Here is a 24223-nt window from a genome sequence, read left to right on the forward strand (position 1 = left end):
ACCATTCGTTTTCAACCGCCCTCACCTGTGGCACTCTGGTCCCATGACCCGCATCTCGTTATTGGCCACCGGTGGAACTATCGCCTGCACTACCGATAGTTCCGGTGCACTGAGCCCCACCATCACTGGCACCGAGCTTGCTGAGCATGTTCAGGATCTTCTCCCCGCTCACATCACGCTCTCCGTCCGAGAGCTGACGCAATTGGATTCCTCTGCGATCACCCTTAGTGAGCTCGATGCCCTCATCAACGCAATCCAGGAAGAATTGGCAAATCCAGAAGTCGCCGGAGTCGTAGTCACCCACGGGACCGATTCAATGGAAGATACCGCACTTGCGGTGGATATTTTCCACCAGCAAGATGCCCCAGTGGTGCTTACTGGCGCCCAACGAGCCTTCGATCATCCCTCCTCCGATGGACCTGGAAATCTCCTGGAAGCGATTGAATTGGCCGCCGATCCGCTCGCCCGTGGCCAGGGAGTGCTCATCGCCTTCGGCGGCTGGACAATCCCGGCGCGAGGTGCTGCCAAGCGCCACACCAACGAGATCGACGCCTTCATCTCTACTACCCCAATAGAGGTTTCCCGACCAGCAGCACTGTCTCCAGCTTCGCTCTCGGGGATCTTTGTCCCCGTGATCGCGGCTTGGCCAGGATCAGGCAGAGAACTAATCGACGCCGCGCTTGCTGCCGGTGCCCAAGGTCTCATCGTGGAAGGATTGGGCTCCGGTAACACTGGCCCACAAATGGGCGCTGGAATCCAGGACGCGCTAGCCCAAGGGATTCCAGTTGTGATTACTACTCGAGTGCCAGCCGGAGAAGTAGCACTGGCTTATGCAGGAGCTGGTGGAGGCTCGGTGCTAGCGGCCGCTGGGGCCGTCGGGGCTGGTTATCTTCGGGCCGGGCAAGCTCGGATTGTACTGATCGCGGCACTAGCCACCGGAGTCGATGTCAGGACTCTGTTGTAGCCAACCAGTCTTCCCAGGCCAGGCTGTCGAGGGGGTCACCAGGCTGCAGCTCTGAGTCATCGATCTGGAAAGTCTGCGTCCGGCCGGGGCCGGTGGCCCGAGTTTCAAAACGCACAGAAACAATGCCATGACCGGTGCCTTGCACCCACCCGTGGCCAAACTTCGGGTGCCACACGTCTTGGGTAGCCCGCCAACCTGCCTGCTCATCGTCTCCCAGCAAGACTTCGGTGACTGTCAGCTCGGTGGCATGGTCGCTGACTCCAGTTTCGAAATCATCGTCTGCCTGGCTAGGGTTTCGAAGCAGTTGCTGGTCTAACTCGGGAAACAGGACATCTTGGCGTGCCGTTTCCAACCCTGAGTAGCCAACTCCCACCAAGCGGATAGGACCAACACTATCTGGATAACGCACCAGTCTGGCGGCAGTTGCTTTTAAGGTCGCGAGATCATCGGTGGCATAGCTCAAGGTCGCGGAACGAGATTCGGTGTGAAAATCAGCCATCTTAAGTTTGACGGTGACGGTACGGGAGCCACGGCCGTCGATAAGCAAACGGCGATGAGCTGACTCAGCCACCTGGCACAAAGCAGCATCGACTTGTGCGCGAGAGTTCAGATCCCGCGGGAAAGTGGACTCAGCAGAGATCTGTTTGGCTTCGGCTCTGGGGGCAACAGGACGATCATCAATGCCTTGGGCCAGCCGCCAGAGCATCGGACCAATCGTGCCACCGAGGGAGATTATGACTTCTTTTTCAGTCATGGCAGCCAAGTCACCGATGGTGGCAATCCCAATCTGGGAGAGCTTAGCTTGGGTCACCGGACCTACTCCCCAGAGTTTGGCCACTTCGAGTGGGTGGAGCATCGCCAGCTGCCGATCCGCCGGGATGACGAAAGTGCCTGCCGGTTTCGCCTCGCCGGAGCCGATTTTGGCGAATTGTTTGCCCGTTCCAGCTCCGATTGACGCAGGCAACCCGGTCTCTTCATAAATTAGTGCGCGCAGATCATCTGCCCACTTCTTCACCTGCGCCGAGTCAGCGCCAATGAGCTCCTCAGGTTCTAAGAAGGCCTCATCGATCGAGAGCTGCTCGAGCACCTCCACCTGAGCGGAAACCAGCTCAAACACTCGGCGTGAGGCCGCCGAATAGACCGCCCTGCGCGGGCTCACCAGCACGGCCGAATAACCCACCAACCGCGCAGCTAATTGCGTGGGCATGGCGGAATGTGCTCCTAATGCACGCGCTTCATAGCTGGCACCAGCGACCACTCCCCTGCCCGAGACGCCCGCCACCAGAACCGGACGCCCACGGAGGGTAGGCCGGGTCAGCTGTTCAACGGAAGCATAAAACGCATCCATATCGATGTGCAGAACCCAGCGTTGCATGTATCTAGATTAGGCGGAACTGGGCCGGCGTAGACCAACCGCTGCCACTACTAAGACAATGCCGAGCAACTCTGGCCCGGTGAGCCACTGGCCCAACACCACGGCACCCAATAGTGCAGCAGTAACGGGCAGCAATGCTTGGAGCAAGGCAAAGTAGGAGGAGCCAGCCATCCTCATCACCACTTGGTCGAGCGAATAAGGAATGAGTGCAGAAAGCACCCCAAGTCCCATCGCCAACCCAAATAGTTGCGGTGCTGGCAGATCAACGCTGGTGGGCCAAAGCAACCAGATCGCTGGCAGTGCAACCACCGCAGCAATGCTAAAGCCCACAGTCATTGATTCCATCGGTTTTCCGACCCCACCGACGATCCGAGTACCGATCAGGATATAAACCGCCCATAGCCCACCGGCCAACAGCGCAAAAAATAGCCCGCTGGCAGAGGTTGACCACACCGCCCCAGAAATGACCAGCACGCCTGCCGCTGCCAGCCCCAACGCCACCCAATCACGAATGCTGCGAGAACCCAGCGCAGCCACTACCACCGGGCCGAGAAATTCCAGCGCGACAACCGTGCCCAGCGGCAGACGAGCGATGGCTTCATAAAAGCTCATATTCATGCCCATGGTCGCGATCCCATAGACCGCTGCTTGAGCTCCGCTGCGGCCGATAAAAGATCGTGGCGACGGTCGCAGCACCGCCAATAGAATCAGTGCTGCCGCCGAGATTCGAAACCAAGCAACGATCAGGGGCGGGAGGACGTCGAAAAGCCCGACGGCCACTGCCGCCCCTGCATAGAGACTCAGCCCCGAGATAATCATGACGGCTGGTGCCGCCGCCGAGGAGCTCGGGCTGAGCGTTTTCATTAGGCCTCGATCTTTACAACCGTGGCAGTTACTCCCTTGACCACGTCATGGATCGGCTCGGACGAAAGTGCTTGCGTGCTCAGTTCCAGCTTCAGTGCCAAGACCTCAGCTGCGATTTCTCCCTGATGGCGGGTGGCCCAAGAGAGCTTGTCCTCGGGTACCGATAGCTCAACTGCAATCCGGTCGAAGACCTCCAAACCGGAGGCCTTACGAGCATCCTGCAAGCCACGAATAACATCGGCGGCCCAGCCTTCGGCTTCGAGTTCCTCGGTTAGCTCCATGTTCAAGACGACCAAGCCGTCAAGCCCCTCGATCCGGGTGGTGGATTCTGGGTTGGCCGCAACGAGGCGCTCAGTGAACTCCCCTTCTGCCAGCTCGATGCCGTCGGCGATAACGGTATCGCCGACCCGCTCATAGTTGCCAGATTTGACGGCCTTGATGACGCGCTGGACGTCCCGACCCAAGCGTGGGCCAGCCACCTTGGCATTGACGACGACCTCGAAGGTGCCCACCACATCGACGTCATCGGTGAGTACAACTTCCTTAACGTTGACTTCATCACGAATGATGTCGGAGAAGTCTGCGAGCTGACCAGCATCGGGTAGCGCCACAGTCAGCAGCGGCAGTGGCAGGCGATTGCGTAGCTTATGAGCCTTGCGTACCGAAGAAGCTGCCGAGCACACCGCACGCGTGGCATCCATCGCAGAGACCAATGCTGAGTCGGCTGGGATCTGCGCTGCTGCGGGGAAGTCCGTCAAGTGCACCGAGCGACCCCCGGTCAAGCCACGCCACACAACCTCGGAGAGCATCGGCAGCAACGGAGCAGTCACGCGAGTGAGCACCTCGAGCACAGTGTAGAGGGTGTTGAAAGCCTCTGGATGTTCTTCATCTCCAGCCCAGAAGCGCTCCCGCGAGCGGCGCACGTACCAGTTGGTCAGTGCATCAGAGAATTGACGGACCGCATCAGTAGCATCGGCGATCTCGGCGCTGGCCAAGGCCGCATCAACATCGACCACTAGGTCATGCAGCTTGGCCAGGATGTAGCGGTCGAGCACATCAGTCGAGTCAACCGACCACTGCGCTGGCTTAGAAGAGTAGAGCTGCAGGAAGGTGTAGGCATTCCACATCGGCAGCATTGCCTGACGAACACCCTCACGGATGCCCTGCTCAGTAACGATGAGGTTGCCACCACGCAGGATCGGCGAGGACATCAGGAACCAACGCATAGCGTCCGAGCCGTCGCGGTCGAAAACCTCGTTGACATTCGGGTAGTTTCCCTTGGACTTGGACATCTTGAGCCCATCATCACCAAGGACGATGCCGTGAGCGACCACCTTGTTAAAAGCGGGGCGATCAAACAGGCCAACCGAGAGCACGTGCAGCAGGTAGAACCAGCCGCGGGTTTGGCCAATGTACTCGACGATGAAGTCTGCCGGGGCGTGATCTTCGAACCACTCTTTGTTGTCAAAGGGGTAGTGGAACTGGGCAAACGGCATGGAACCGGAATCAAACCAGACGTCGAGAACGTCAGAGACTCGGCGCATGGTGGATTTGCCAGTCGGATCATCGGGATTCGGGCGAGTCAGATCATCGATGTAGGGCCGGTGCAAAGAGGTCGGGCGGACACCGAAATCGGCTTCCAATTCATCCAAGGAACCGTAGACATCGGTGCGCGGGTAGTTCTCATCATCAGAGACCCAGACCGGGATCGGGGAACCCCAGTAGCGCGAACGTGAGATATTCCAATCCCTAGCACCCTCGAGCCACTTACCGAACTGACCGTCGCGGATGTGCTCGGGCATCCAGGCAATCTGCTCGTGATTGAGTTCCACCATCCGGTCACGGATCTCAGTGACGTTGACGAACCAAGACGGCAGTGCCATGTAGATCAGCGGCTGGCCGGAGCGCCAAGAGTGCGGGTAGGAGTGATCGATCGTCTCATGGCGCAACACTCGACCAGCGGCCTTAAGGTCACGGATGATGTCCTTGTTGGCGTCAAAGACGAGCTGGCCGGCGTAGGGAGCTGCCTGCTCAGTAAATTTTCCGTCCATATCAACAGGAATGACCAATTCGATGCCGAGCGCCTTGCAGGCAATCATGTCGTCTTCACCAAAGGCCGGAGCCTGGTGGACGATACCGGTGCCGTCTTCGGTGGTGACATAGTCGGCGGCTAGGATCTGGAAGCCGTTTTCCAGATCCGGAAAGAAGTTGAAGATGGGCTGGTAGCTCAGGCCCACCAACTGTGCGCCGAGGAAGTTCCCCAGCAGCTCGTGGTCTTCGCCGAGCTCCTTAGCAAAGTTGCCCACTAGGTTTTCTGCGATCAACAAGGACTGGCCAGCAAAATCAGACTTCTCGCCGGCCTTGACCAGTGAGTAGTTGACCTCTGGGTGTACGGCTAGTGCAGAGTTGGACGGCAGGGTCCACGGCGTGGTCGTCCATGCCAGAGCGGCGGCGTCGGCAAGTTCAGGATGATTGGCAAAAGTCTGCTCAGCAGCAGTTCCTGGGCGCGCTCCGGTCAGCGGGAAGGTCACCGTCAGCGCGGGATCCTGGCGCATTTTATAAGAGTCGTCCAGGCGGGTCTCTTGGTTCGACAACGGGGTGTGCTCTGCCCAGGAATAGGGCAACACCCTAAAGCCCTGATAAATCAGGCCCTTGGCATAGAGTTCTTTGAAAGCCCAGATCACAGATTCCATATAGGACAGATCCATGGTCTTGTACCCATTGTCAAAGTCCACCCAGCGAGCCTGACGGGTGACATACTCTTTCCACTCTTCGGTGTACTGCAGAACCGAAGATGCGCAATATTCGTTGAACTTGGCCAAGCCCATGTCTTTGATCTGGCCCTTGTCGGTAATACCGAGCTGCTTTTCAGCCTCCAACTCAGCAGGCAGGCCGTGGGTATCCCAGCCGAATACGCGCGGTACGTGGTAGCCAGCCATCGTGCGGTAGCGCGGAATAATGTCCTTGACGTAGCCGGTTAGCAGGTGCCCGTAATGGGGCAACCCATTGGCGAAGGGAGGACCATCGTAGAAAACATATTCTTCGTTGCCTTCCCGCTGGTCGAGGGATGCCTGAAAGGTGTCATCCTGTTTCCAGAAATCCAGAACATTTTGTTCTAGGTCCGGGAAACGAGAGGATCCGCCGGTCAAATCGACTCGGGGGTAGACCCCGCCTACGGAGTTCTTCTTTTGCTCGGGTGCGGACATCGCCGACTCAACTTCCTTCACTCACGACTACTTCTTAAGGTCTGCAGGGACGCTTTGATTGCGCGGTACCACCCTGCTTGGATGCACATACCAGTTGCACACCCCACTTGATTCGTGGTGAAGGTCTTTCACGGTCCTACCCGTCCGGTTCTACTAGACGCCAAGCGCCGTTCTTCCGAATACGCTCCCCGGTGATGGCCGGATCAATGCGGTAGCCCACCTCGCTGGGTGTCATACGAGGGCCACTATACCCTCTGGATGATAACGGAAAAATTCCCCGTCAGACCTTTGCGGTCTGACGGGGAAAATCTCTATTGCCTAATCCTCTGGACTAGTTGTCCTTGACGATGTTCTCACCCGAACCTGCGACAGGTGCCGAAGATCCGCGGGACTCTAGCTCTTCGAGCTGGGAGTGCAGCAGGGTCTTCAAACGAGTGCGGTATTCACGCTCGTAGGTGCGCAGTTCAGAGATGCGAGTCTCAAGGGCGGTCTGTTGCTGCTTGACCGTGGCCATGATCTCGGTGTGCTTACGCTCTGCGTCAGCCTGCAATGCGCTGGCCTTTTCTTCTGCCTGACGAATCTGAGCTTCTGCCCGAGAAGAAGCCTGGCTCGTGGTATCAGCAGCCTTTTTCTCAGCGTCGGCGACGAGGGTCTTGGCCCGGTTGTCGGCTTCTGCCAGCTGAGTCTCAGCGCGCTTCTTCGCATCAGCGACGAGGGTCTTGGCCCGGTTGTCGGCTTCTGCCAGCTGAGTCTCAGCGCGCTTCTTCGCATCAGCGAGCTGAGTCTTGGAGAAGTTATCAGCCTCAGAGAGCTGCTTCTCGGCGGCAGTACGTGCCTCGTCGAGCATGGAGCGAGACTCTGCCTGAGCTTCCGAGGTCAGGCGATCTGCCATCTCCTGTGCCAGCCCCAGAACCTTTGCAGCCTGCATGTGGGTATCGGCAGAAGCAACAGCGCCGCTGGCGGCCGGAGCCGGAGTCGGAGCCGGCGCTGCTGCAGCCGGGGTAGACGAAGCAGCAGAAGCCTTCTTCTTGGCCTCAGTTGCCTCGGTCTGAGCCTTAGCGGCCGCGGCCTTAGCTTCAGCGGCAGTAGCCTTGGCTTTATCGGCTGCGGACTTAGCATCTGCAACCTCAGCCTTGGCAGCCTCTGCAGACTTGCGAGCATCAGCCAGCTTGGCTTCGTACTCACCGCGGAGCTTGGCTTCAATCTCCTTGCGGAGCTTGGCCTCATCAGCCGGAGCGGACCCGAATGCTGGAGTCTTTGACGCACCAGCTTCACCGGATCCCAGCTCCTCAACGCGAGTGCTGAGGGCTTCGTTCTCGTCCTGCAACTGGTTGAGGGTGTCTTCTACGAGGTCAAGGAACTGATCAACTTCGTCCTCGTTGTACCCCCGCTTGCCGATCGGCGGCTTACTGAAAGCGATATTGTGCACGTCGGCTGGTCTCAGCGGCATAGCGTTCCCTTCGAGTTCTTTTCAGCCCCTAAGGGCGGGTGCGGGGGGACCCCCACAGTGCAATTTAACTAATTATACGTTGTGGTTTCTATCAAGTGTAACCCCAACAGACCATGTCCTGACCGAGGAACACCCTTAATCTTTACCGGAGGTTCACACACTCAACCGTTCTGTCACACCCAAGAGAGGGGGTTTAGAAGATGACCTGCACGGCAAACTGCAGCAGCGAGATGATGATGAACAGCACAATCACCGAAAGATCTAGAGAAACTCCGCCTAGCCGCAAGGGCGGCACAATCCGGCGCAGAGCATTTACCGGCGGATCAGTGATCTTAAACAGCGGCTCGGCGACATAATAAAACCATCGCGGCGGCTGAAAGTTACGAGAAAACGACTGGATCATCTCGATGATTATTCGCGCGATCAAGATCAAGACGAACAGTTGAAGGACAAGGTAAAGGACAGTTCCAATCAGGCTCACGATCAACGAGCCTAACTCAACTGCCTTAACAATGACACCACCACGCCCTCAAGCAGTGCCATGATTTCTAACGCAGGCCAGCTGCGCGCTCGAGCTCAAGCTGAGAGATCTCAGCAGAGTCCGGAACGATGGCAAATACGGTACGGGAAGTATCCAGATTCTTGGTCAGGTTAACCATGCGTCCGCGCAAGGCATAACACAGCCCAGCTGCGAAATCGACGATGCGCTTGTTCTCGCCATTGTCCATCCGGGTCATGTCGAAGACCACAGCGTCGCCGTCGCGGAAAGGTCCACCGATTTCCGCAGCTTCACTGTAGGTAGCAACTTCCACGGCCACAATGGTCGGGGCGAACGCAGGCTCTTCACGCTGAGGCGCAGCCGCGCTGAAGTCTCGGCTCGGGCGCTCATAGGAATCGTACTTATAGCCGTAGTCGCGGCTGGCAGCGGCAGCGACAGGTGCCGGAGCTGGGGCGTAAGCGGAAGATCCTTGAGATGAGTAGCGTGGCTCGTCCTCATAGTAGGCGTCCTCGTGCTCCAGATCTACCGGGGCGAGGCCAAAAAAATCCTTGAGGTTTTTGAAGGTCGACATGTGTTTTTCCTCCCGAAAAATGACCGTTCATGCAGCTGGCGGGGCGTTTATTAATAGCTTGTGATCTACGGTACTGGGCGTCTACCAAGCACGCCAGTTCCGACACGCACGATATTGCTGCCCGCAGCCACCGCTTGTTCTAGGTCCCCTGACATCCCAGCAGACAGGGACATCCGCCGGCCAAAAGTGGCAGCAAGTCCATCGCTGAGTTCTCGAGCTCGGGCAAAGACTCGGAATGGATCTGACCCAAGTGGTGGCACAACCATCAGCCCGGCCAAATGCAAGTGCTGAGACTCCGCAACTACCTGCGCCAACTGATCAAGGTCAGCCTCTAACACTCCCCCACGCTGTGGATCTCCATCCGCAGACAGCTGGAGGTGGCACGGAAGGAGCTCACTGGCACGTTCTCCACGTTCTAATGCCAAACCCATCCCGCGTTCCAGCGCATGAGCAAGTTTCAGAGAATCCAACGACTGCACTCCTGCAGCCCACCTTGCTACGGAGTTGGCCTTTTTTGATTGAATCTGGCCAATCATGTGGACCTGCGCTTCTGAGACTTCTTCCGCTTTGGTGCGAGCTTCCTGCTCACGATTTTCCGCCACATCAACGATGCCGAGTGATATTAATCGGGCAACATCGGCCGCTGGGTGAAATTTGGTCACTGGCAACAATCTAATTCCCGAAGGATCTCGATCGGCGGCGCGGGCGGCGGCGGCGATTCGTTGGTGGACAGCCGCCAGGTTGCGTTGTAGTTCTTCGGTACGGTTATCCATCATTAGTGTCCTGTCAGCCAGACCAGACCGGCTTGGCGGCCGGTGGTTCCTTCACGGCGGTAGGAATAAAAATCGGTGTCCTCGATAGTGCATCTCGGATCGGCCTCGATATTAGTCACGCCCAAGCCGAGAAGCTGACGGACCAAGCCCGCTCGCACGTCGATTCCCCACGTGCCCGCCGCTGTACGAGTACGGGAGCCTGGAAGATGCTTTTCGACGTCCGCGGCCATCCCAGCCGGCACCTCATAATGGCGCCCTGAGGCTGCCGGACCGAGGAGAACCTGAATATTTGCGGGTGCGGCGCCCAGCCCAATCATGGTCTCGACGGTCTTGGCTACAATCCCGTTTCGAGCTCCCATCCGCCCGGCATGGGCTGCAGCCACCACGCCGTTGACGTGATCAGCCAAGAGCACGGGGACGCAATCAGCCACCAGTACGGCCAAGGCTAACCCTCGCTGAGTAGTCACGAGGGCATCGGTGGCCGCTACGGGGCCATCTTGCGCGGCCTCAACCACAGTGACCGTATTGGAGTGAATCTGCTCCATCCAGACGACATCAGCCGGATCAAGGCCAAGCACGCCTGCTAAACGGGTGCGATTGGCTGCGACCGCGGCGGGATCATCGCCGACATGATCGCCGAGGTTAAAAGAGTCATGAGGAGAGACCGACACCCCGCCCGCTCGGGTACTAAAGACCATGCGGACGGGGCGGGTGGGTTGACCGGTTTCCCGGTTCATTGCAGAAGCTGCCATGCCTTAAAGGTTAGCGCAGGAAGTCCGGCACATCGAGATCGTCGGAGTTGCCGCCCCGACGGCTCGGGGACTCGTCGCGGTAACGATCATCCCGACCAGAAGTGAATAGACCGCTGTTACCGGGAGTGGAACCGCGGTGATGATGGCGGCCACCATCAGAGTTATCGTGGCGCTCAGTGTTACGGTCACGCTCTTCGAAAAGGCGACCGCGGTTGTTGTCCTCTTGAGTGGACGGTGCCGGAGTGACAGAAGCTGCTGGCTCCTGTCGCGTCACCACTGCGGGAGGATTGTTGTTTTCTGCATCAAAGCCGGTGGCAATGATGGTCACGCGCACTTCATCACCGAGGTTATCGTCGATGATCGTGCCGAAGATGATGTTGGCATCCTCATCGGCCTTCTCTTGAACGATAGTGGCGGCTTCGTTGACTTCCTGCAGACCCAGATCGGAGGCACCGGCAACCGACAGCAGCAGGCCTTGAGCACCTTCCATGGTGGACTCGAGCAACGGCGAATTGATCGCCTGCAAAGTAGCGCTCATGACGCGGTCATCGCCCCGAGAAGAACCAACACCCATCAACGCAGAGCCAGCATCGGACATGACCGAACGCACGTCGGCAAAGTCGACGTTGATGACACCGGGGGTGACAATCAGGTTGGTGATCCCCTGGACGCCGTTATGCAGGACCTCATCGGCGGCGCGGAAGGCCTCCATCATCGACAACGACGAGTCGCCGAGCTGGAGCAGGCGATCATTTGGAATGACAATGAGCGTGTCGCAGACGTCACGCAATGCATCGATACCTTCGACGGCTTGACGGGTACGGCGCGGGCCCTCAAACTTGAACGGCTTGGTAACCACACCGACGGTTAGAGCGCCGAGCTTTTTGGCGATACCAGCAACGACCGGGGCAGCGCCGGTTCCGGTTCCGCCACCTTCGCCGGCGGTAACGAAGACCATGTCAGCACCCTTGAGGGTTTCCTCAATCTCCGATTTATGATCCTCAGCGGAGGTGCGTCCTACCTCAGGGTTGGCGCCAGCGCCCAGACCACGGGTAGCTTCGCGGCCAATGTCGAGTTTGGTGTCGGCATCAGAAAACAGCAGTGCCTGGGAGTCGGTGTTGATGGCGACGAATTCAACACCCTTCAACCCTTCCTCAATCATGCGGTTGACGGCGTTCACGCCACCGCCGCCGACACCGACGACCTTGATGACGGCGAGGTAGTTGTTGGGTGAGGTCATGGGTTCTGGTCTCGCCTTTCGGGTTATCAGGAATATGAAGTGTGAAGTTTAGTTTCTATCATGGGCGACTGTAGAGACATTTCAAGTCTCATTCTAAACGGCGTGTCGCTAGTCTAAACCTTAACTTTAAGGTTGTTGACATGCAGTTTCTTAGCATCAACGCACCGTGACCATCGTCGGGTTTGAGATATTCCAGTCCTGCCCTTCGCGGGTGAGCACTGTCTCCATCGCAATTGCCTTGTTCTGGTTGTTTTCATCTGCTCCCCAGTACACAATACGCCCGTCCCAAAGGTAGAACGTAATGTCGAAACTGCCGGGTACATCTACCCTGGAGACTTGGCTGCGCACTGACTCAGGAAGAGTGTCCACCACAGATGCCACCGATGAGAGATCATCTGGATTATCTAGTGAGACTCCAGTGACCTCTATCGCACCTTCTGGCGGAACACCAATAATAAATGGAGTTCCCTTAGCGTCGATGAGATAGCTTCCGTCGCTTTCTTCGATGAATAACAGTGCCTCGCGTTCGGTGACCTCAACTCGCAGAGTGGAAGGCCAAGAACGAGAAACCGTCGCGGCCCTGACCCACGGCAGTTCTACTACCCCGGAAGCAGCCGCAGTCGCGTCTACGCGGACGAGGTTGTCGCCCTCGTCTACCCCGGTGGCCTCCACGACTGTCTCTTGCGGAGTTTGTTCGATACCAATGATCTCGTAGTTAGAGACCTTGAGGATCGGAAATACCCACAGCAGACCAGCGGCGATGACCACCACCGCGAATAGGCCAGCCACAATCCCGGCGATGCGTCTTTTTGACATGAGGTTGTCCCGGTTTACTGATCCGGAAGAGACTCAGCCAAGCCGCTGATAATCTCGCTGCCGAGGAGAGTGACATCGCCTGCACCCATAGTCAGGACGAGATCTCCGGCGCGAACATGCCTGCGCAGTGTGCCTACCGCAGCAGAGAAATCTGGTTCATAGGAAACCCCGCCACTCATGGCATCAGTAATAATGCGGGAGGTAACTCCTTCCACCGGCTGTTCACGGGCCCCATAGATCTCCAGCACCACAGCGTGGTCCGCCAGCGAAAGGGCGGCTGCAAATTCTTCGGCGAATTCGATGGTTCGTGAGTACAGGTGCGGTTGGAAAACTACGACTACTCGAGCACCCTCACCCTCTGCTTCGACCTTTTGCAGAGCTGCTTGCATTACCGCAGTGACTTCGGTCGGATGGTGGGCATAATCGTCATATACCCGAAGCCCAGCGAATTCTCCCGAGTCAATGGAACCGCGATATTCGAAACGACGGCGCACCCCATTGAAGTCACTGAGCCCGGCCGATAGGCCTTCCAGATCGCCGCCAGCTAGGTATCCGGCAAGCAGTGCTCCTGCTCCGTTGAGGACCATATGCTGACCCGGAATCTGCAAGGTCGTAGTCACCGGCTGGGAATCAATGGTGAGATGGACCGTAGTCCCGGCATCAGTAATTTCAGTACTCAACACTTCCGCACCCAAGGGGATATTCGGGTGCAGGGCTGCCGCTGCAGCAGTGCCGTAGCCGACTACGTTTACCCCTCTGCCTAGGCTGCGCTCCCCTAGCTTCGCTGCATGAACATCATCCAGACACACGACCAAGGAGCCACCCTGGTTGATCCGGTCCGCGAAGTCATCGAATACCTGGAAATAAGCCTGAGCGGTGCCAAAGAAATCCAAGTGATCAGGTTCAATGTTGGTAACCACAGCGATATCAGGTGAATATCGCAGCAGCGAAGCATCCGATTCATCGGCTTCAGCCACAAATGCTTCACCAGTGCCATGGTGAGCGTTGGTGCCAGAGCGATTGAGCTGTCCGCCGATGGCAAAACTGGGATCCATGCCAGCAGCCTGCATAGCAGCGACCGCCATGGAGGTAGTAGAAGTCTTGCCATGGGTACCTGCGATGAGGACCTGTTTGAAGCCAGCCATCAGTTCACCAAGTAGGTCAGAGCGGCGCAAAACTGGAATTGACTGCGCTTGAGCCGCTGCTAATTCTGGGTTGTCCTGCGGGATGGCAGCAAAAGAAACCACGACCACGGTGGGTAGCTGACCGGAAAGCTCGAGATTGGCGGCGTCGTGCCCCACTGCCACTTGTGCGCCCATCGACCTCAATGCGCGGACCGGCCGGGAGTCCTTTACATCCGATCCTGTGACCGTAGCTCCCCGCGAGAGCAGAATACGGGCGACCCCGGACATACCGGAACCACCAATGCCGATGAGATGGACCCGTGACAAATCGACTGACTCGAGCACAGAAGGCCTCCTGATGTGATTGTAAGTGGAGTAGGTAGAAAGTTTAGCTATTCTTTGCTGTTGTCAGCCGCCACAGCTGCGAGCGCATCCGCGAGCAGACCAGCGGTGTCGCCTGCAGCGTGCCCATGAGCAGCAGCCTTCATCGCTACCAGCTGCTTGTCATCTCCCAATATCTGGGTGACTTCCTCGATCAGTCGTTCTGAGGTTAAATCGGCGTCATCGATGATTCGGGCGGCCCCAATCTCAACCACCTCGGTGGCGTTGAGCGCTTGTTCTCCATTGCCATGAGGCAACGGGACATAAACGGCAGGTAGCCCTGAAGCAGTTACTTCCGCGACGGTCATCGCACCCGATCGACAGACAATAAGGTCTGCAACCGCATAGGCTGCGGCCATGTCTCCGATATAGGGATGTGGTAGATAGTGAGCATGCTCAGTAGGAGCAGTGTTGCGTTTGCCATAAGCATGCAGGATCTGGATACCAACAGTATCGGTGAGCTTATCTACTGCCCCCGCGACTGCTTTATTAATACTGACCGCGCCCTGCGAACCACCAGTGACCAACAAGGTTTTGCGTTCTGGGTCTAGGTCCCATAGCTTTCGCGCCCGCGCAATAGCTTCCGCCGAGTCGCCTTCACGCAGACCCGAGCGCACTGGAATCCCCACCACTCGACCGGGAATACCTGAACCGGGGACGGCGTTATAGCCGATCCCGCCCAACCTAGTGCCCAACTTATTAGCCATACCGGCTTTCGCGTTGGCTTCATGGACGAGGAAGGGAATACCCAAGGTACGGGCTGCTAGATAGGCCGGCGCAGAGACATATCCGCCGAAACCGATGAGCGCATCGGCTTTCACTTCAGTGAGGATCTTCCGAGCCTGGTGCACAGCAACAGCTATGCGCCAGGGAAGCTTCAGCAAATCAAGATTGAGACGGCGCGGCACCGGGACTGGATCGATGAATCTTAGGTCGAAACCTCGCTCGGGTACTAGGTCACGTTCAAGACCTCGGCGAGATCCCAGCGCAGTTACTCGTGCGCCGTGACGCTCGACGAGTGATTCGGCGACAGCCAAAGCGGGTTCGATATGGCCGGCGGTTCCGCCACCAGCGACGACGACACTCAGTTGGTCGCTTCGTGCGCTCATGATCTAGCGTCTCCTGTCATAGGGGGATGGGGATGAACGACGCTCACGCCGCGAAGGTGGGTCTTGACGACGCCGATCATTCCGAGTTTCTTCTTTGACGCTACCAGTCACAGGTGCACCGAAGCGCTCCCGCGGGCGACTATAGGAATCCGTCGAAGCTGGCGCACCAGGCTCTGGCATCAACAACAGTCGATCAAAAAGCGGCCGTCCATAGGATTGGGTAGCGGAGATGGCTTCCGGCTCATGCCTGGCGATATTGGCCAACAGTCCCATGGATCCGAGGGTAATAATCGCCGAGGTACCACCAGCGGAGATCATCGGCAGCTGAATACCCGTGACCGGAAGTAAACCAATGACATAGCCAATGTTGATGAAGGCTTGGGACACCACGCTGGCGGTGAGAGTAGCCGCCATGAGAGATTGGAAACGATCTTGGGCACGCAGCGCGGTACGCAGGCCGAAATAGCCCAATAGGCCGAAAAGGCCGATGACCAGGATGCCTCCCCAGAGTCCTAGTTCTTCACCGATGACTGCGAAAATGAAGTCGTTTTTGGCCTCCGGAAGATAGAACCATTTCGCTCGGGATTGTCCCAGTCCGACGCCGAAAGTAGAACCATCCGCCAAAGATAGAAATCCCTGATACGACTGAAAAGCTGTGCCTTGAGTGTCTTCAAAACGACCAAAGAAGGCATCGAAGTAGACGATGAAGCGGCTGGATCGGAAACCACCAGCTAAGAGCAGACCTACCAGTCCGACTGCCACGACTGCGATAGCACTAAGGAAGGAGCGGATGCTGCTTCCCGCGAAAAACAGCGTAAATATGACGAGCACGGCAAAGGACATCGCCATACCAATATCGCCTTCCAAAGCGATGAGACCAGCCATCACTATGGCGACAATTGCGTAGATCCTTAGCCTTTTATGCAGACTCGGAAGCTCATTGGCAGGAGGGGAAAGAAAGCTCGCTCCCCAGATAGCGATAGCGACTTTTGCGACTTCGGAGGGCTGTAGGCGAAGTGGGCCTACCACGATCCACGACTGGGAGCCGACCTCAGCACGTCCGGTACCAATGCCGGGAATAAGCACTAACACCAACAAAACCAGAGCAATACCCAGTAGCCAAGGAGCAAGTGTTCGGATCAAGGTCGGCTTCATTCGCAGGGCGACGATGAAGGCTACTAAACCGACAATCACCATGGTCCCCTGGTGCATTGCTTGTGACCAGACGGTATCTCCATCGAGAATTGACCAAGTCATCGACGAGGACAAGACCATGACTATCCCGATCCCGGTGATCAGGAATACCACCGAACGAATCATGAAATAGTCGATGCCTGGATGCGAATCCATCCACTGGTTCCAGGTCGCCAGACTTCGTCCGACCCGCCCAGTCGCCGGGGCCTTGTCCTGTTGGTTTTGAGTCGGTGCGCTCATGACGATGTCACCTGTCTTTGGGCGGCCGCGGCGAAGAGGTCACCGCGTTGGGCCATTCCACTGAACATATCTAGCGAAGCTGCGGCTGGAGCCAGCAAGACGGTGTCTCCTGCTTCAGCCAGTTCGCCAGCCCAGCCAACCAAGGAATCGACGGCTGCTTCTGGATCGCTGAGCTGGGTAATAAACACCGGAGTCTCTGGGGCAAGGTTCTTCAAAGCTTGCGCGATGAGCTCGGCGTCCTTTCCCAGCAGGCCCACGGCTTTAAAACGGTGCACATGATCTCGGATCAGCTCGCTGATATCGGCACCCTTGAGCTGTCCGCCAGCCAACCAGATGACGCTCTCGAGTCCAGCTAGAGCGGCCTCAGTGGCATGAGGATTAGTAGCTTTAGAATTGTCAATCCACTGAACACCATTGTCGTTGGCTACGACCTGACCGCGGTGTCTAGCAACCCGGAACTCTGCTAGCGCCGAAGCAATATGTTCAGGTTGGGCACCTTGACTACGCGCAATGGCCGCAGCGGCCAACGCATCGAGGATCCCTGCGGGGCCTGCGGGTTCGATGCTTCGAGCATCTGCCAGCTCGACGGGTTCCGTGCCCAGATAGTCGACTAGCTGAGCGCCTATGACACCAAACTCTCCGCGCGCAGGTTCGCCAAGGCTAAAACCAATAAGTCCGTCACGATCCAGGGCAGCGACGATGTCTCGTACGTGCGGGTCATCGATTCCGGCGACGGCCACCGAGCCGTTAAGGACCTTGGCTTTAGCTGCTGCATAGTCCGCAAAGCTGCCATGCCAGTCGATATGATCCTCGGCTAAGTTGAGCAACACCCCAGCGTCAGGAGTAAGTTCGCTAGACCAATGGAGTTGGAAGCTAGAAAGCTCAGCAACCAGAATGTCGACTCGATGAGGGTCGACCAGTGCATCAGCGACTGCCACACCGATATTTCCGACAGCAAGGGCACGCCGACCGGTATCACTGCCACACTTGTCCATCATCGCTGCGAGCATTGCCGTAGTGGTGGTCTTGCCGTTAGTTCCGGTGACTACCAGCCAGGTTCGCGGAGGACCGAATACTCCTGCTTGGTCAAGCCGATAGGCCAGTTCGACGTCTCCGATGACTTCGGTATGGACGGCGGCGTCGATAAGCAAAGGGCTATCCGGGCGCCAGCCGGGAGAAGTAACAACGAGAGAATATTCCTGCAGGCTTTCTCTGGCCTGAGCTACTGAAATACCTCGGACCGTGGCGCCGGTTTCCTCGGAGACCTGCTGCAAAGAAGCAGGATTATCGTCAGCAACGATCGTCTGCACACCCAGATCGTTGAGCAGGCGGGCGCATCCCCGCCCAGAGACCCCGGCTCCAGCGATCAGGACAGAGCCAGTCAATTCAGCGGGGAGATTCTGGGTCATCTCAAACTCACTCCTGTGGCACTGAGCCACTCAGCGTAGAAGACGGATACTCCCAGCATCACTGCCATCGCGGTGATCAGCCAGAAGCGAACAACAACAGTGGTTTCGGGCCATCCACCGTTTTCGAAATGATGATGGAAAGGCGCCATGCGGAAGAATCTGCGCCCCGTAGTTCGGAAAACCACAACCTGGATGACCACGGAAGCAGCCTCGATGACGAACAAGGCGCCGATGATCACCATGAGCAATTCGGTACGCGAAGCTACCGATAGCCCGGCGACCAAACCACCCAATGCCAGGGAACCAGTGTCTCCCATGAAAATCTTCGCCGGTGCTGCATTCCACCACAAAAAGCCCAAGCTGGCTCCGAGACCAGCAGCGGCAAGTACCGAGAGATCTAGCGGATCACGGACGGAGTAACAACCCGGTGCCACGAACTCGGAACAGGAATTTCGGAACTGCCAAAAGGTGATGATGGAGTAGGCACCCATGACAAAGGCGGTGGAGCCAGCGGCTAGGCCGTCAAGACCATCGGTGAGGTTGACTGCATTCGACCACGCGGCGATAAGAATATAGATGAACACCAAAAACAGCAGGATGCCCAGCACCCCACCACCGATGGCAATGTCAAAAGTATCGATGTCTCGGATGAAGGACAGGTGAGTCGAGGCTGGGGTCAGGCCGTCCTCATCCGGGAATAGCAAGATCAAGAGTCCGAAAATGATCGCTAGAACTAGCTGCCCGCCCAACTTGGCGGTTTTGTTCAAGCCCAAGTTGCGGCCCAAGTAGAGCTTGATGAAATCGTCAGCAAAACCCAGCGCGCCGAGGCCAAGAGTCAAGCCTAAGACCAATAGTCCGGATACCGTAAACCCACCAGAGCCTGTGGCCAGGCTGTAGAGAGCTGCCACAACATAGCCGACCACGATGCCCGCGATAATCGCGATTCCGCCCATGGTCGGGGTGCCGCGCTTACGCAGGTGCGATTGTGGGCCGTCCTCGCGGATCTCTTGGCCAATGCCCTCTGCGGAAAAGCGTCGAATCAGCAATGGAGTGGTGAAGATTGCGACGAGGAAACTCACGATTCCTGCGATAATGATCTGTGTCACGTCAATGCGCCCCTAAATACCCTTTGTCTTTTCCTCGTGGTGATACCGGCTGGTGAGCAGGCCTTCTGCCACCCGCCACAGACCAAGTGAATTCGAAGCCTTAACCAGCACAACGTCTCCGGGATTACCGTTGGCATTGTATTCTGCCGGGCAGGTTCGCAGCACACTCTCAACCAGGCTCACCGCCTCATCTACGTCTGCTGCAATCTCCGTATTTATACCCCGAGCACGAGCTTCCTCTGCCATTGCCCGGGTATTTGGGCTATCCCCCACCGCAACCAGGTAGCCGACTCGGTAGCGATCGAGTTCTTCACCAAGTGCCCGATGCGACCCTGCTGCATCCGGACCGAGCTCGTTCATCTCACCGAGTACCGCTATCGCACGGGCATGCGGACGAGCCGAAACGGTATAAGCCAAAGCTGCGATTCCAGCACGCATAGAGTCCGGATTAGCGTTGTATGAGTCATTGATAACGGTGACTCCGTCGACACCAGTGCGAACATCCATCCGGTGGGCGGAGGCACTCTTGTGGTTTTGGAGTCCTTCCGCGACTTGTTGCAAGCTCAGCCCCGCTTCCAAACCAATAGCGGCAGCCGCCAGAGAGTTAGAAACTTGGTGCTCGCCGAATACCTGCAGGGTGACCTGCGCGGAATCAGAACGAGAGTTCAGCGTGAACGAGGCCCTAGCAACATCATCGAGAACTACGTTGCTGGCCCACAGATCCGCACCAGAGCTTGGCGGGGTCGTCGCGGAGTAGGTCAGCACCCGCGCGCGGGTACGCGAGGACATCGCTGCGACGAAGGGGTCATCGAGGTTAAGCACAGCCACTCCGCCTTCGTTTCCAGCTGGCAGCGCCTCAACGAGCTCTCCTTTGGCTCGAGCAATATTGTCCCGAGAACCGAACTCACCAAGATGCGCGGACCCAACGTTAAGCACAGCTCCGATGCGCGGTGGCGTGATCTCCGCTAGGTGCGCAATATGCCCGATGCCTCGCGCAGACATCTCAGCGACGAGGAAGCGGGTGTCAGAATCGCAGCGGAGGGCAGTATAAGGAAGTCCGACTTCATTATTGAAAGATCCTGGCGGCGCCACAGTGTCTCCTGCTTGGCGCAGGACCGAAGCGACAAAATCCTTGGTGGAGGTCTTTCCCGCTGACCCGGTGATCCCTACGACGGTGAGCCCGCTGTCGTGGACCAACTTAGTTACCACTGCATGTGCCAGCGCAGAGAGCGCGTCGACCACTGCCTTGGCAGATCCATCCTCGTCATGGGCATACACCTCAGAGGTGGAATCACCCCGCCCATTCGGCGTGACGACGATCGCGGGCACTCCCACCGGACGAGCAGCCAATACGGCAACAGCTCCTGCCGCCATCGCGGTGTTCGCGTAGTCGTGGCCGTCGACCCGGGCACCTGGTAGCGCCAAAAATAGTCCACCAGCAGTGATCTTTCGGGAATCAAACTCCACGAAACTGCTCACAATGGCCTCAGGGTCTGCTCCATCATGGAGGACTCCTCCAGTGATCTCAGCAATCTCGGCAAGCGTCAATGCGATCATTGCTCCCCCTCCTTGAGAATCCGGTCATCTAGTGCCCGGCGTAGTTGCTCACGGTCATCGAAGTGGTGGTCAACTCCAGCGATTAGCTGACCAACCTCATGGCCTTTACCAGCAACAATAATCCCGTCTCCAGGTTTAGCCCAAGCAACGAGCGCCTCGATGGCCGCCGCTCGATCACCAATCTCTAGAATCTCGGCGTCAGTAGCTGCCTTTTTGGCACCCGCTAGCACTGCGGCCCGGATGGTCTCTGGGACCTCACTGCGAGGGTTGTCATCGGTGATGATCACCAGGTCAGCGCGCCGGGCAGCCTCAGCTCCCATGATCGGGCGTTTGCCAGGATCTCGGTCACCGCCAGCGCCAATAATCACGCCCAGACGGCCACTGATCTGGTCTTTGAGGGTGTCTAGGACGGCTGCGACAGCAGCCGGCTTATGCGCATAATCGACGACAGCAAGGAAGTCCTGGCCGGCGTCGATACGCTCCATTCGGCCGGGGACCGCAACCTTTGAGAGACCAGCAACGAAGCGTTCGGTTGGTACGTCAACGCTCCACGCCAGGGCAGTGGCCAGCGCCGCGTTAGCGATGTTGAAATCTCCCGGCAATGGCAGCACAAAGCGTAGCGGCTCATCTCTATCAGGCAGGTCCAACTCAACTGTTTGAGCACCACTTGGTGCCAATTCGATCTGCCTAGCGCTGACGTCGGAGGGGACCCCAGTGGTGCTCACGGTCACCGGATTAGCCGCACGCGTTGCCATCTGTTGGCCCCAAATATCATCTACGCAGATGACTGAGTGGCCGGCTGCCACCGAGAATTTCGGGTCAAAGAACTTTGCTTTGGCCTCGAAATAGTCCTCCATGGTGGGATGAAAATCGAGGTGATCTTGGGAGAGGTTCGTGAAACCAGCGACATCGAAATTGGTGCCGTCGACACGCCCCAGCGAAAGCGCATGAGAAGAGACTTCCATCACCACATGGGTCACTCCCTCGGTACGCATCCGGGCGAACAATGCCTGCAACGTGGGAGCCTCAGGGGTGGTGAGCTTGGTAGGAACAGAACGGCCATTGATCCGAGTGCCGGTGGTTCCGATCAAACCAACGTGGTAGCCGGCGGCCATAAGTCCCACCTCCAGCAGGTAGCTAGTGGTGGTTTTTCCAGAGGTGCCGGTAACACCAATAAGTGTCAGATCTTGGGAGGGATGCCCGTAGATCTCAGCCGAGATCTCACCTAAGACTGAACGCACATCTTCAACCACCAACACCGGACGTTTTTCATCTGCTGCCTCGAGTAATTCTCTTCCTGCCCGGTCAGTGAGAATCGCCGCGGCTGCTGTCGCTGCGGCAAACTCTGCACCATGCTTGCGCGTTCCTGGAACCGCAGCAAATAGCGCTCCGACTTCCAACGAGGCCGAATCCAACCCGATCGAGGTAATGACGGGATCGTGGCCGTCTGTGTGGAGGAGTTCTCCCCCGGAAAGATGCGCCAGTTTAGACAGTGTGGGTGACTGCTGGTTCATGGTCTTTTCCTCCTGAGAAAAATTACGGGCTAGTTGGCTTGGAGGATCAATTGGTCCTCCATTGGTGGTGACGTTGGAATATTGTCCCGATTGAGTAGCCAGGAAGCGATATCCCGATAGATCGGAGCTGCAGATTGGCCACCTGCTCCACCTGCTTCCACTCCTTGGACGGGTTCATCGACCATGACCGCAACGACAAATCGTGGATCATCTGCAGGTGCTACGCCAGCGAAGGTAATCCAGTAGTCGCTCTGCGAGTAGGCTCCGGTGTCCGGGTCGACCTTTTGGGCCGTACCAGTCTTTCCGGAGGTCTGATAGCCAGGGATCGCACCACTAGAGCCGGTACCAGATTGCACACCAGTGGGGTCATATTGAGTAACAGCCCGGAACATATCGATGGTAGTACGTGCGGTTTCTGGGCTGACTACCTGAGTGTGCTCCGGTTCATCGGTCTCCTCGATCGAACCATCGGCGCCGGTGATCTGATCAACAATGCGTGGCTCAATTCGCTCACCGTCATTGGCCAGAGCCTGATAGATGCTAGCCATCTGCAAGGTGGTCATCGACATACCTTGACCAATAGGCAGGTTCGCGAAAGTACCGCCCGACCATTGTTCCAACGGAGGAAGTAGACCCGCAGATTCATTGGGCAATTCAATCCCGGTGGTCTGGCCGACACCGAAGCGATCAAGATATTCAGAGTAAGTCTCCTCCCCCAACCTGTCAGCCAGCATGAGGGTGCCTACGTTGGAGGACTTACCGAACACGCCGGTGGTGGTATAAGGCACCACACCATGTTCCCAAGCATCCGCGACAGTTACTCCCGCCATGTTGATTGACCCGGGGACTTGAAGCACTTCATCCGGGTCCGTCAAACCTTCTTCGATGGTGGCAGCTGCGGTGATGATCTTGGCCACGGATCCAGGTTCGAAGGGATGCGAAATACTCAGATTCTCAAAATTCTTTCCTTCCTCGAGCTGGCCAGTGATATCCCCGTTGGGATCAATGGTGTCGGTGTTGGCCATCGCCAGCACTTCTCCCGTAGCGACGTCGAGGACTACTGCTTCAGCAGATTGAGCAAGAGAGTTGGTCTTAGCCTGCTCTAGTAACTGCTGGACGTAGGTCTGCAAGTCCAGATCAAGCGTGAGCTCGACGGCCGCTCCATCTACCGCCGGGACTACATCCCTCAGCGTTCCGGGGATCACCTGACCATCAGTGGACACGTCTTCAGTGGAACGGCCATTGATTCCGGAAAGGAAAGCATCAGAAGAGGACTCAAATCCGAATTGGCCTTGGCCGTCCATCGAGACTCGACCGATGATGTTCTCCCCGATCGCCCCATTCGGATATTGACGAATGTCCTGGTGATCGGCGGCAATCCCGTGATACTCCGCCGAGATATCGACCGCCACGTCTGGGTCAAGGTTACGAACCAAAACCTCATAGCTAGTCTCCGCATGGAGCTTTTCGAGGATCTCTTCTTCTTCCACATCATCGGCTGTGGCACCAGAGTCTTCAATCATTTCCGGAATGCCCTGCGACATCTCTTCCAGCACATCATCAACCCGACTGTCGAGCTCAGTTTCAATCTCGGCGTCGCTGAGTCCTTCTTGCTCACCGTCAATCCGCATCTGCAGGTCCTGCTGCTGGCGGAGCTCTTCGCGCAGCAGCTGCGGAGAAACCGTCAGCGAACGCGCTTGCATAGTAAAGGCCAGCTGATTGCCTTCACGGTCTACAACCTCGCCTCGGCGAGCCGGATCAACATAGACGCGTGCACGCTGTTCTTGAGCTTGTGCGGCCAAGTCTGGACCCCACACCACTTGTACCCAAGCCAGTCGGACAATAAGCATGATCACGGCTACCACAACAACAATGATCATGAACCTTATCCGACGGAGGGTAACCATATTTGGGTTGGTGCGACCGGGACGTTTCCGGTTGGAAGCTGTCGGACGAGCCGCCCGGATTTCTTCCGCATCTTGCCGGGTTCGAGCGGCGCGCGCACCAGAATAGGTGCGCGAGGACGAACGGCGGGACGAGTCTCCTCGTCCCGCTTCGCGCCTATCGTCTCCACCACTT

At 57.4% G+C, this 24223-nt stretch carries 19 protein-coding genes; 1 reads left to right on the forward strand and 18 read right to left on the reverse strand.

All coding sequences use genetic code 11. The features are described 5' to 3' along the window. The first annotated feature begins 43 nt into the window (after positions 1–43). A complete protein-coding gene (locus C5L39_RS03745) occupies positions 44–964 on the forward strand; it encodes an asparaginase (protein ID WP_123047524.1) in 921 nt (306 codons plus the stop codon). Here C5L39_RS03745 and C5L39_RS03750 read toward each other — a convergent pair. The 18 genes from C5L39_RS03750 to C5L39_RS03835 all read right to left on the reverse strand — a co-directional run bounded on the left by C5L39_RS03750 (position 948) and on the right by C5L39_RS03835 (position 24024). Beyond that, a complete protein-coding gene (locus C5L39_RS03750; protein WP_123047525.1) occupies positions 948–2339 on the reverse strand; it encodes a DNA polymerase IV in 1392 nt (463 codons plus the stop codon). The two genes, C5L39_RS03745 and C5L39_RS03750, sit on opposite strands and share 17 nt — an antisense overlap. A 9-nt stretch (positions 2340–2348) precedes the next feature. Next, a complete protein-coding gene (locus C5L39_RS03755) occupies positions 2349–3203 on the reverse strand; it encodes an EamA family transporter (protein ID WP_245974866.1) in 855 nt (284 codons plus the stop codon). Continuing rightward, positions 3203–6409: an isoleucine--tRNA ligase gene (gene ileS, locus C5L39_RS03760; RefSeq protein WP_123047526.1), complete on the reverse strand. Its 3207-nt coding sequence runs from the start codon at positions 6407–6409 to the stop codon at positions 3203–3205. The genes C5L39_RS03755 and ileS overlap by 1 nt, the downstream gene beginning before the upstream one ends. A 331-nt stretch (positions 6410–6740) precedes the next feature. Then, the gene (locus tag C5L39_RS03765; protein ID WP_123047527.1) at positions 6741–7859 is read right to left on the reverse strand and encodes a DivIVA domain-containing protein; all 1119 of its coding nucleotides are present in this window, start codon (positions 7857–7859) and stop codon (positions 6741–6743) included. Between the two features lie 193 nt (positions 7860–8052). Beyond that, positions 8053–8340: a YggT family protein gene (locus C5L39_RS03770; protein ID WP_123047528.1), complete on the reverse strand. Its 288-nt coding sequence runs from the start codon at positions 8338–8340 to the stop codon at positions 8053–8055. A gap of 67 nt (positions 8341–8407) precedes the next feature. After that, a complete protein-coding gene (locus tag C5L39_RS03775; protein ID WP_123047529.1) occupies positions 8408–8929 on the reverse strand; it encodes a cell division protein SepF in 522 nt (173 codons plus the stop codon). Between the two features lie 65 nt (positions 8930–8994). Further along, the gene (locus C5L39_RS03780; RefSeq protein ID WP_123047530.1) at positions 8995–9702 is read right to left on the reverse strand and encodes a YggS family pyridoxal phosphate-dependent enzyme; all 708 of its coding nucleotides are present in this window, start codon (positions 9700–9702) and stop codon (positions 8995–8997) included. A 2-nt stretch (positions 9703–9704) separates the two neighbouring features. Continuing rightward, a complete protein-coding gene (gene pgeF, locus C5L39_RS03785; protein WP_245974867.1) occupies positions 9705–10454 on the reverse strand; it encodes a peptidoglycan editing factor PgeF in 750 nt (249 codons plus the stop codon). Positions 10455–10464: 10 nt separating this feature from the next. Beyond that, positions 10465–11694 carry a cell division protein FtsZ gene (ftsZ, locus tag C5L39_RS03790; protein ID WP_123047531.1) on the reverse strand — a complete coding sequence of 410 codons (1230 nt, stop codon included), beginning with the start codon at positions 11692–11694 and terminating at the stop codon, positions 10465–10467. A 156-nt stretch (positions 11695–11850) separates the two neighbouring features. Then, positions 11851–12510, reverse strand: coding sequence for a cell division protein FtsQ/DivIB (locus C5L39_RS03795; protein ID WP_123047532.1), 660 nt, complete (start codon positions 12508–12510; stop codon positions 11851–11853). Between the two features lie 14 nt (positions 12511–12524). Beyond that, positions 12525–13979: a UDP-N-acetylmuramate--L-alanine ligase gene (gene murC, locus C5L39_RS03800; protein ID WP_123047533.1), complete on the reverse strand. Its 1455-nt coding sequence runs from the start codon at positions 13977–13979 to the stop codon at positions 12525–12527. A gap of 47 nt (positions 13980–14026) precedes the next feature. Continuing rightward, on the reverse strand, positions 14027–15124 hold the full coding sequence (murG, locus tag C5L39_RS03805; RefSeq protein WP_123047534.1) for an undecaprenyldiphospho-muramoylpentapeptide beta-N-acetylglucosaminyltransferase: 1098 nt from the start codon (positions 15122–15124) through the stop codon (positions 14027–14029). Positions 15125–15127: 3 nt separating this feature from the next. Beyond that, positions 15128–16558, reverse strand: coding sequence for a peptidoglycan glycosyltransferase FtsW (locus C5L39_RS03810; RefSeq protein ID WP_245974868.1), 1431 nt, complete (start codon positions 16556–16558; stop codon positions 15128–15130). Beyond that, positions 16555–17967 (reverse strand): UDP-N-acetylmuramoyl-L-alanine--D-glutamate ligase, encoded by a 1413-nt coding sequence (gene murD / locus C5L39_RS03815; protein WP_123047535.1) that lies wholly within the window; start codon positions 17965–17967, stop codon positions 16555–16557. The genes C5L39_RS03810 and murD overlap by 4 nt, the downstream gene beginning before the upstream one ends. Next, positions 17964–19073: a phospho-N-acetylmuramoyl-pentapeptide-transferase gene (mraY, locus tag C5L39_RS03820; RefSeq protein WP_123047536.1), complete on the reverse strand. Its 1110-nt coding sequence runs from the start codon at positions 19071–19073 to the stop codon at positions 17964–17966. The genes murD and mraY overlap by 4 nt, the downstream gene beginning before the upstream one ends. A 12-nt stretch (positions 19074–19085) precedes the next feature. Next, positions 19086–20630, reverse strand: coding sequence for a UDP-N-acetylmuramoyl-tripeptide--D-alanyl-D-alanine ligase (locus C5L39_RS03825; protein ID WP_123047537.1), 1545 nt, complete (start codon positions 20628–20630; stop codon positions 19086–19088). Further along, positions 20627–22144 (reverse strand): UDP-N-acetylmuramoyl-L-alanyl-D-glutamate--2,6-diaminopimelate ligase, encoded by a 1518-nt coding sequence (locus C5L39_RS03830; RefSeq protein WP_123047538.1) that lies wholly within the window; start codon positions 22142–22144, stop codon positions 20627–20629. The genes C5L39_RS03825 and C5L39_RS03830 overlap by 4 nt, the downstream gene beginning before the upstream one ends. A 29-nt stretch (positions 22145–22173) precedes the next feature. Then, positions 22174–24024: a peptidoglycan D,D-transpeptidase FtsI family protein gene (locus tag C5L39_RS03835; RefSeq protein ID WP_342767892.1), complete on the reverse strand. Its 1851-nt coding sequence runs from the start codon at positions 24022–24024 to the stop codon at positions 22174–22176. Positions 24025–24223 lie beyond the last annotated feature (199 nt).

The sequence above is a fragment of the Corynebacterium alimapuense genome (assembly GCF_003716585.1).
Taxonomy (GTDB): Bacteria; Actinomycetota; Actinomycetes; order Mycobacteriales; family Mycobacteriaceae; genus Corynebacterium; species Corynebacterium alimapuense.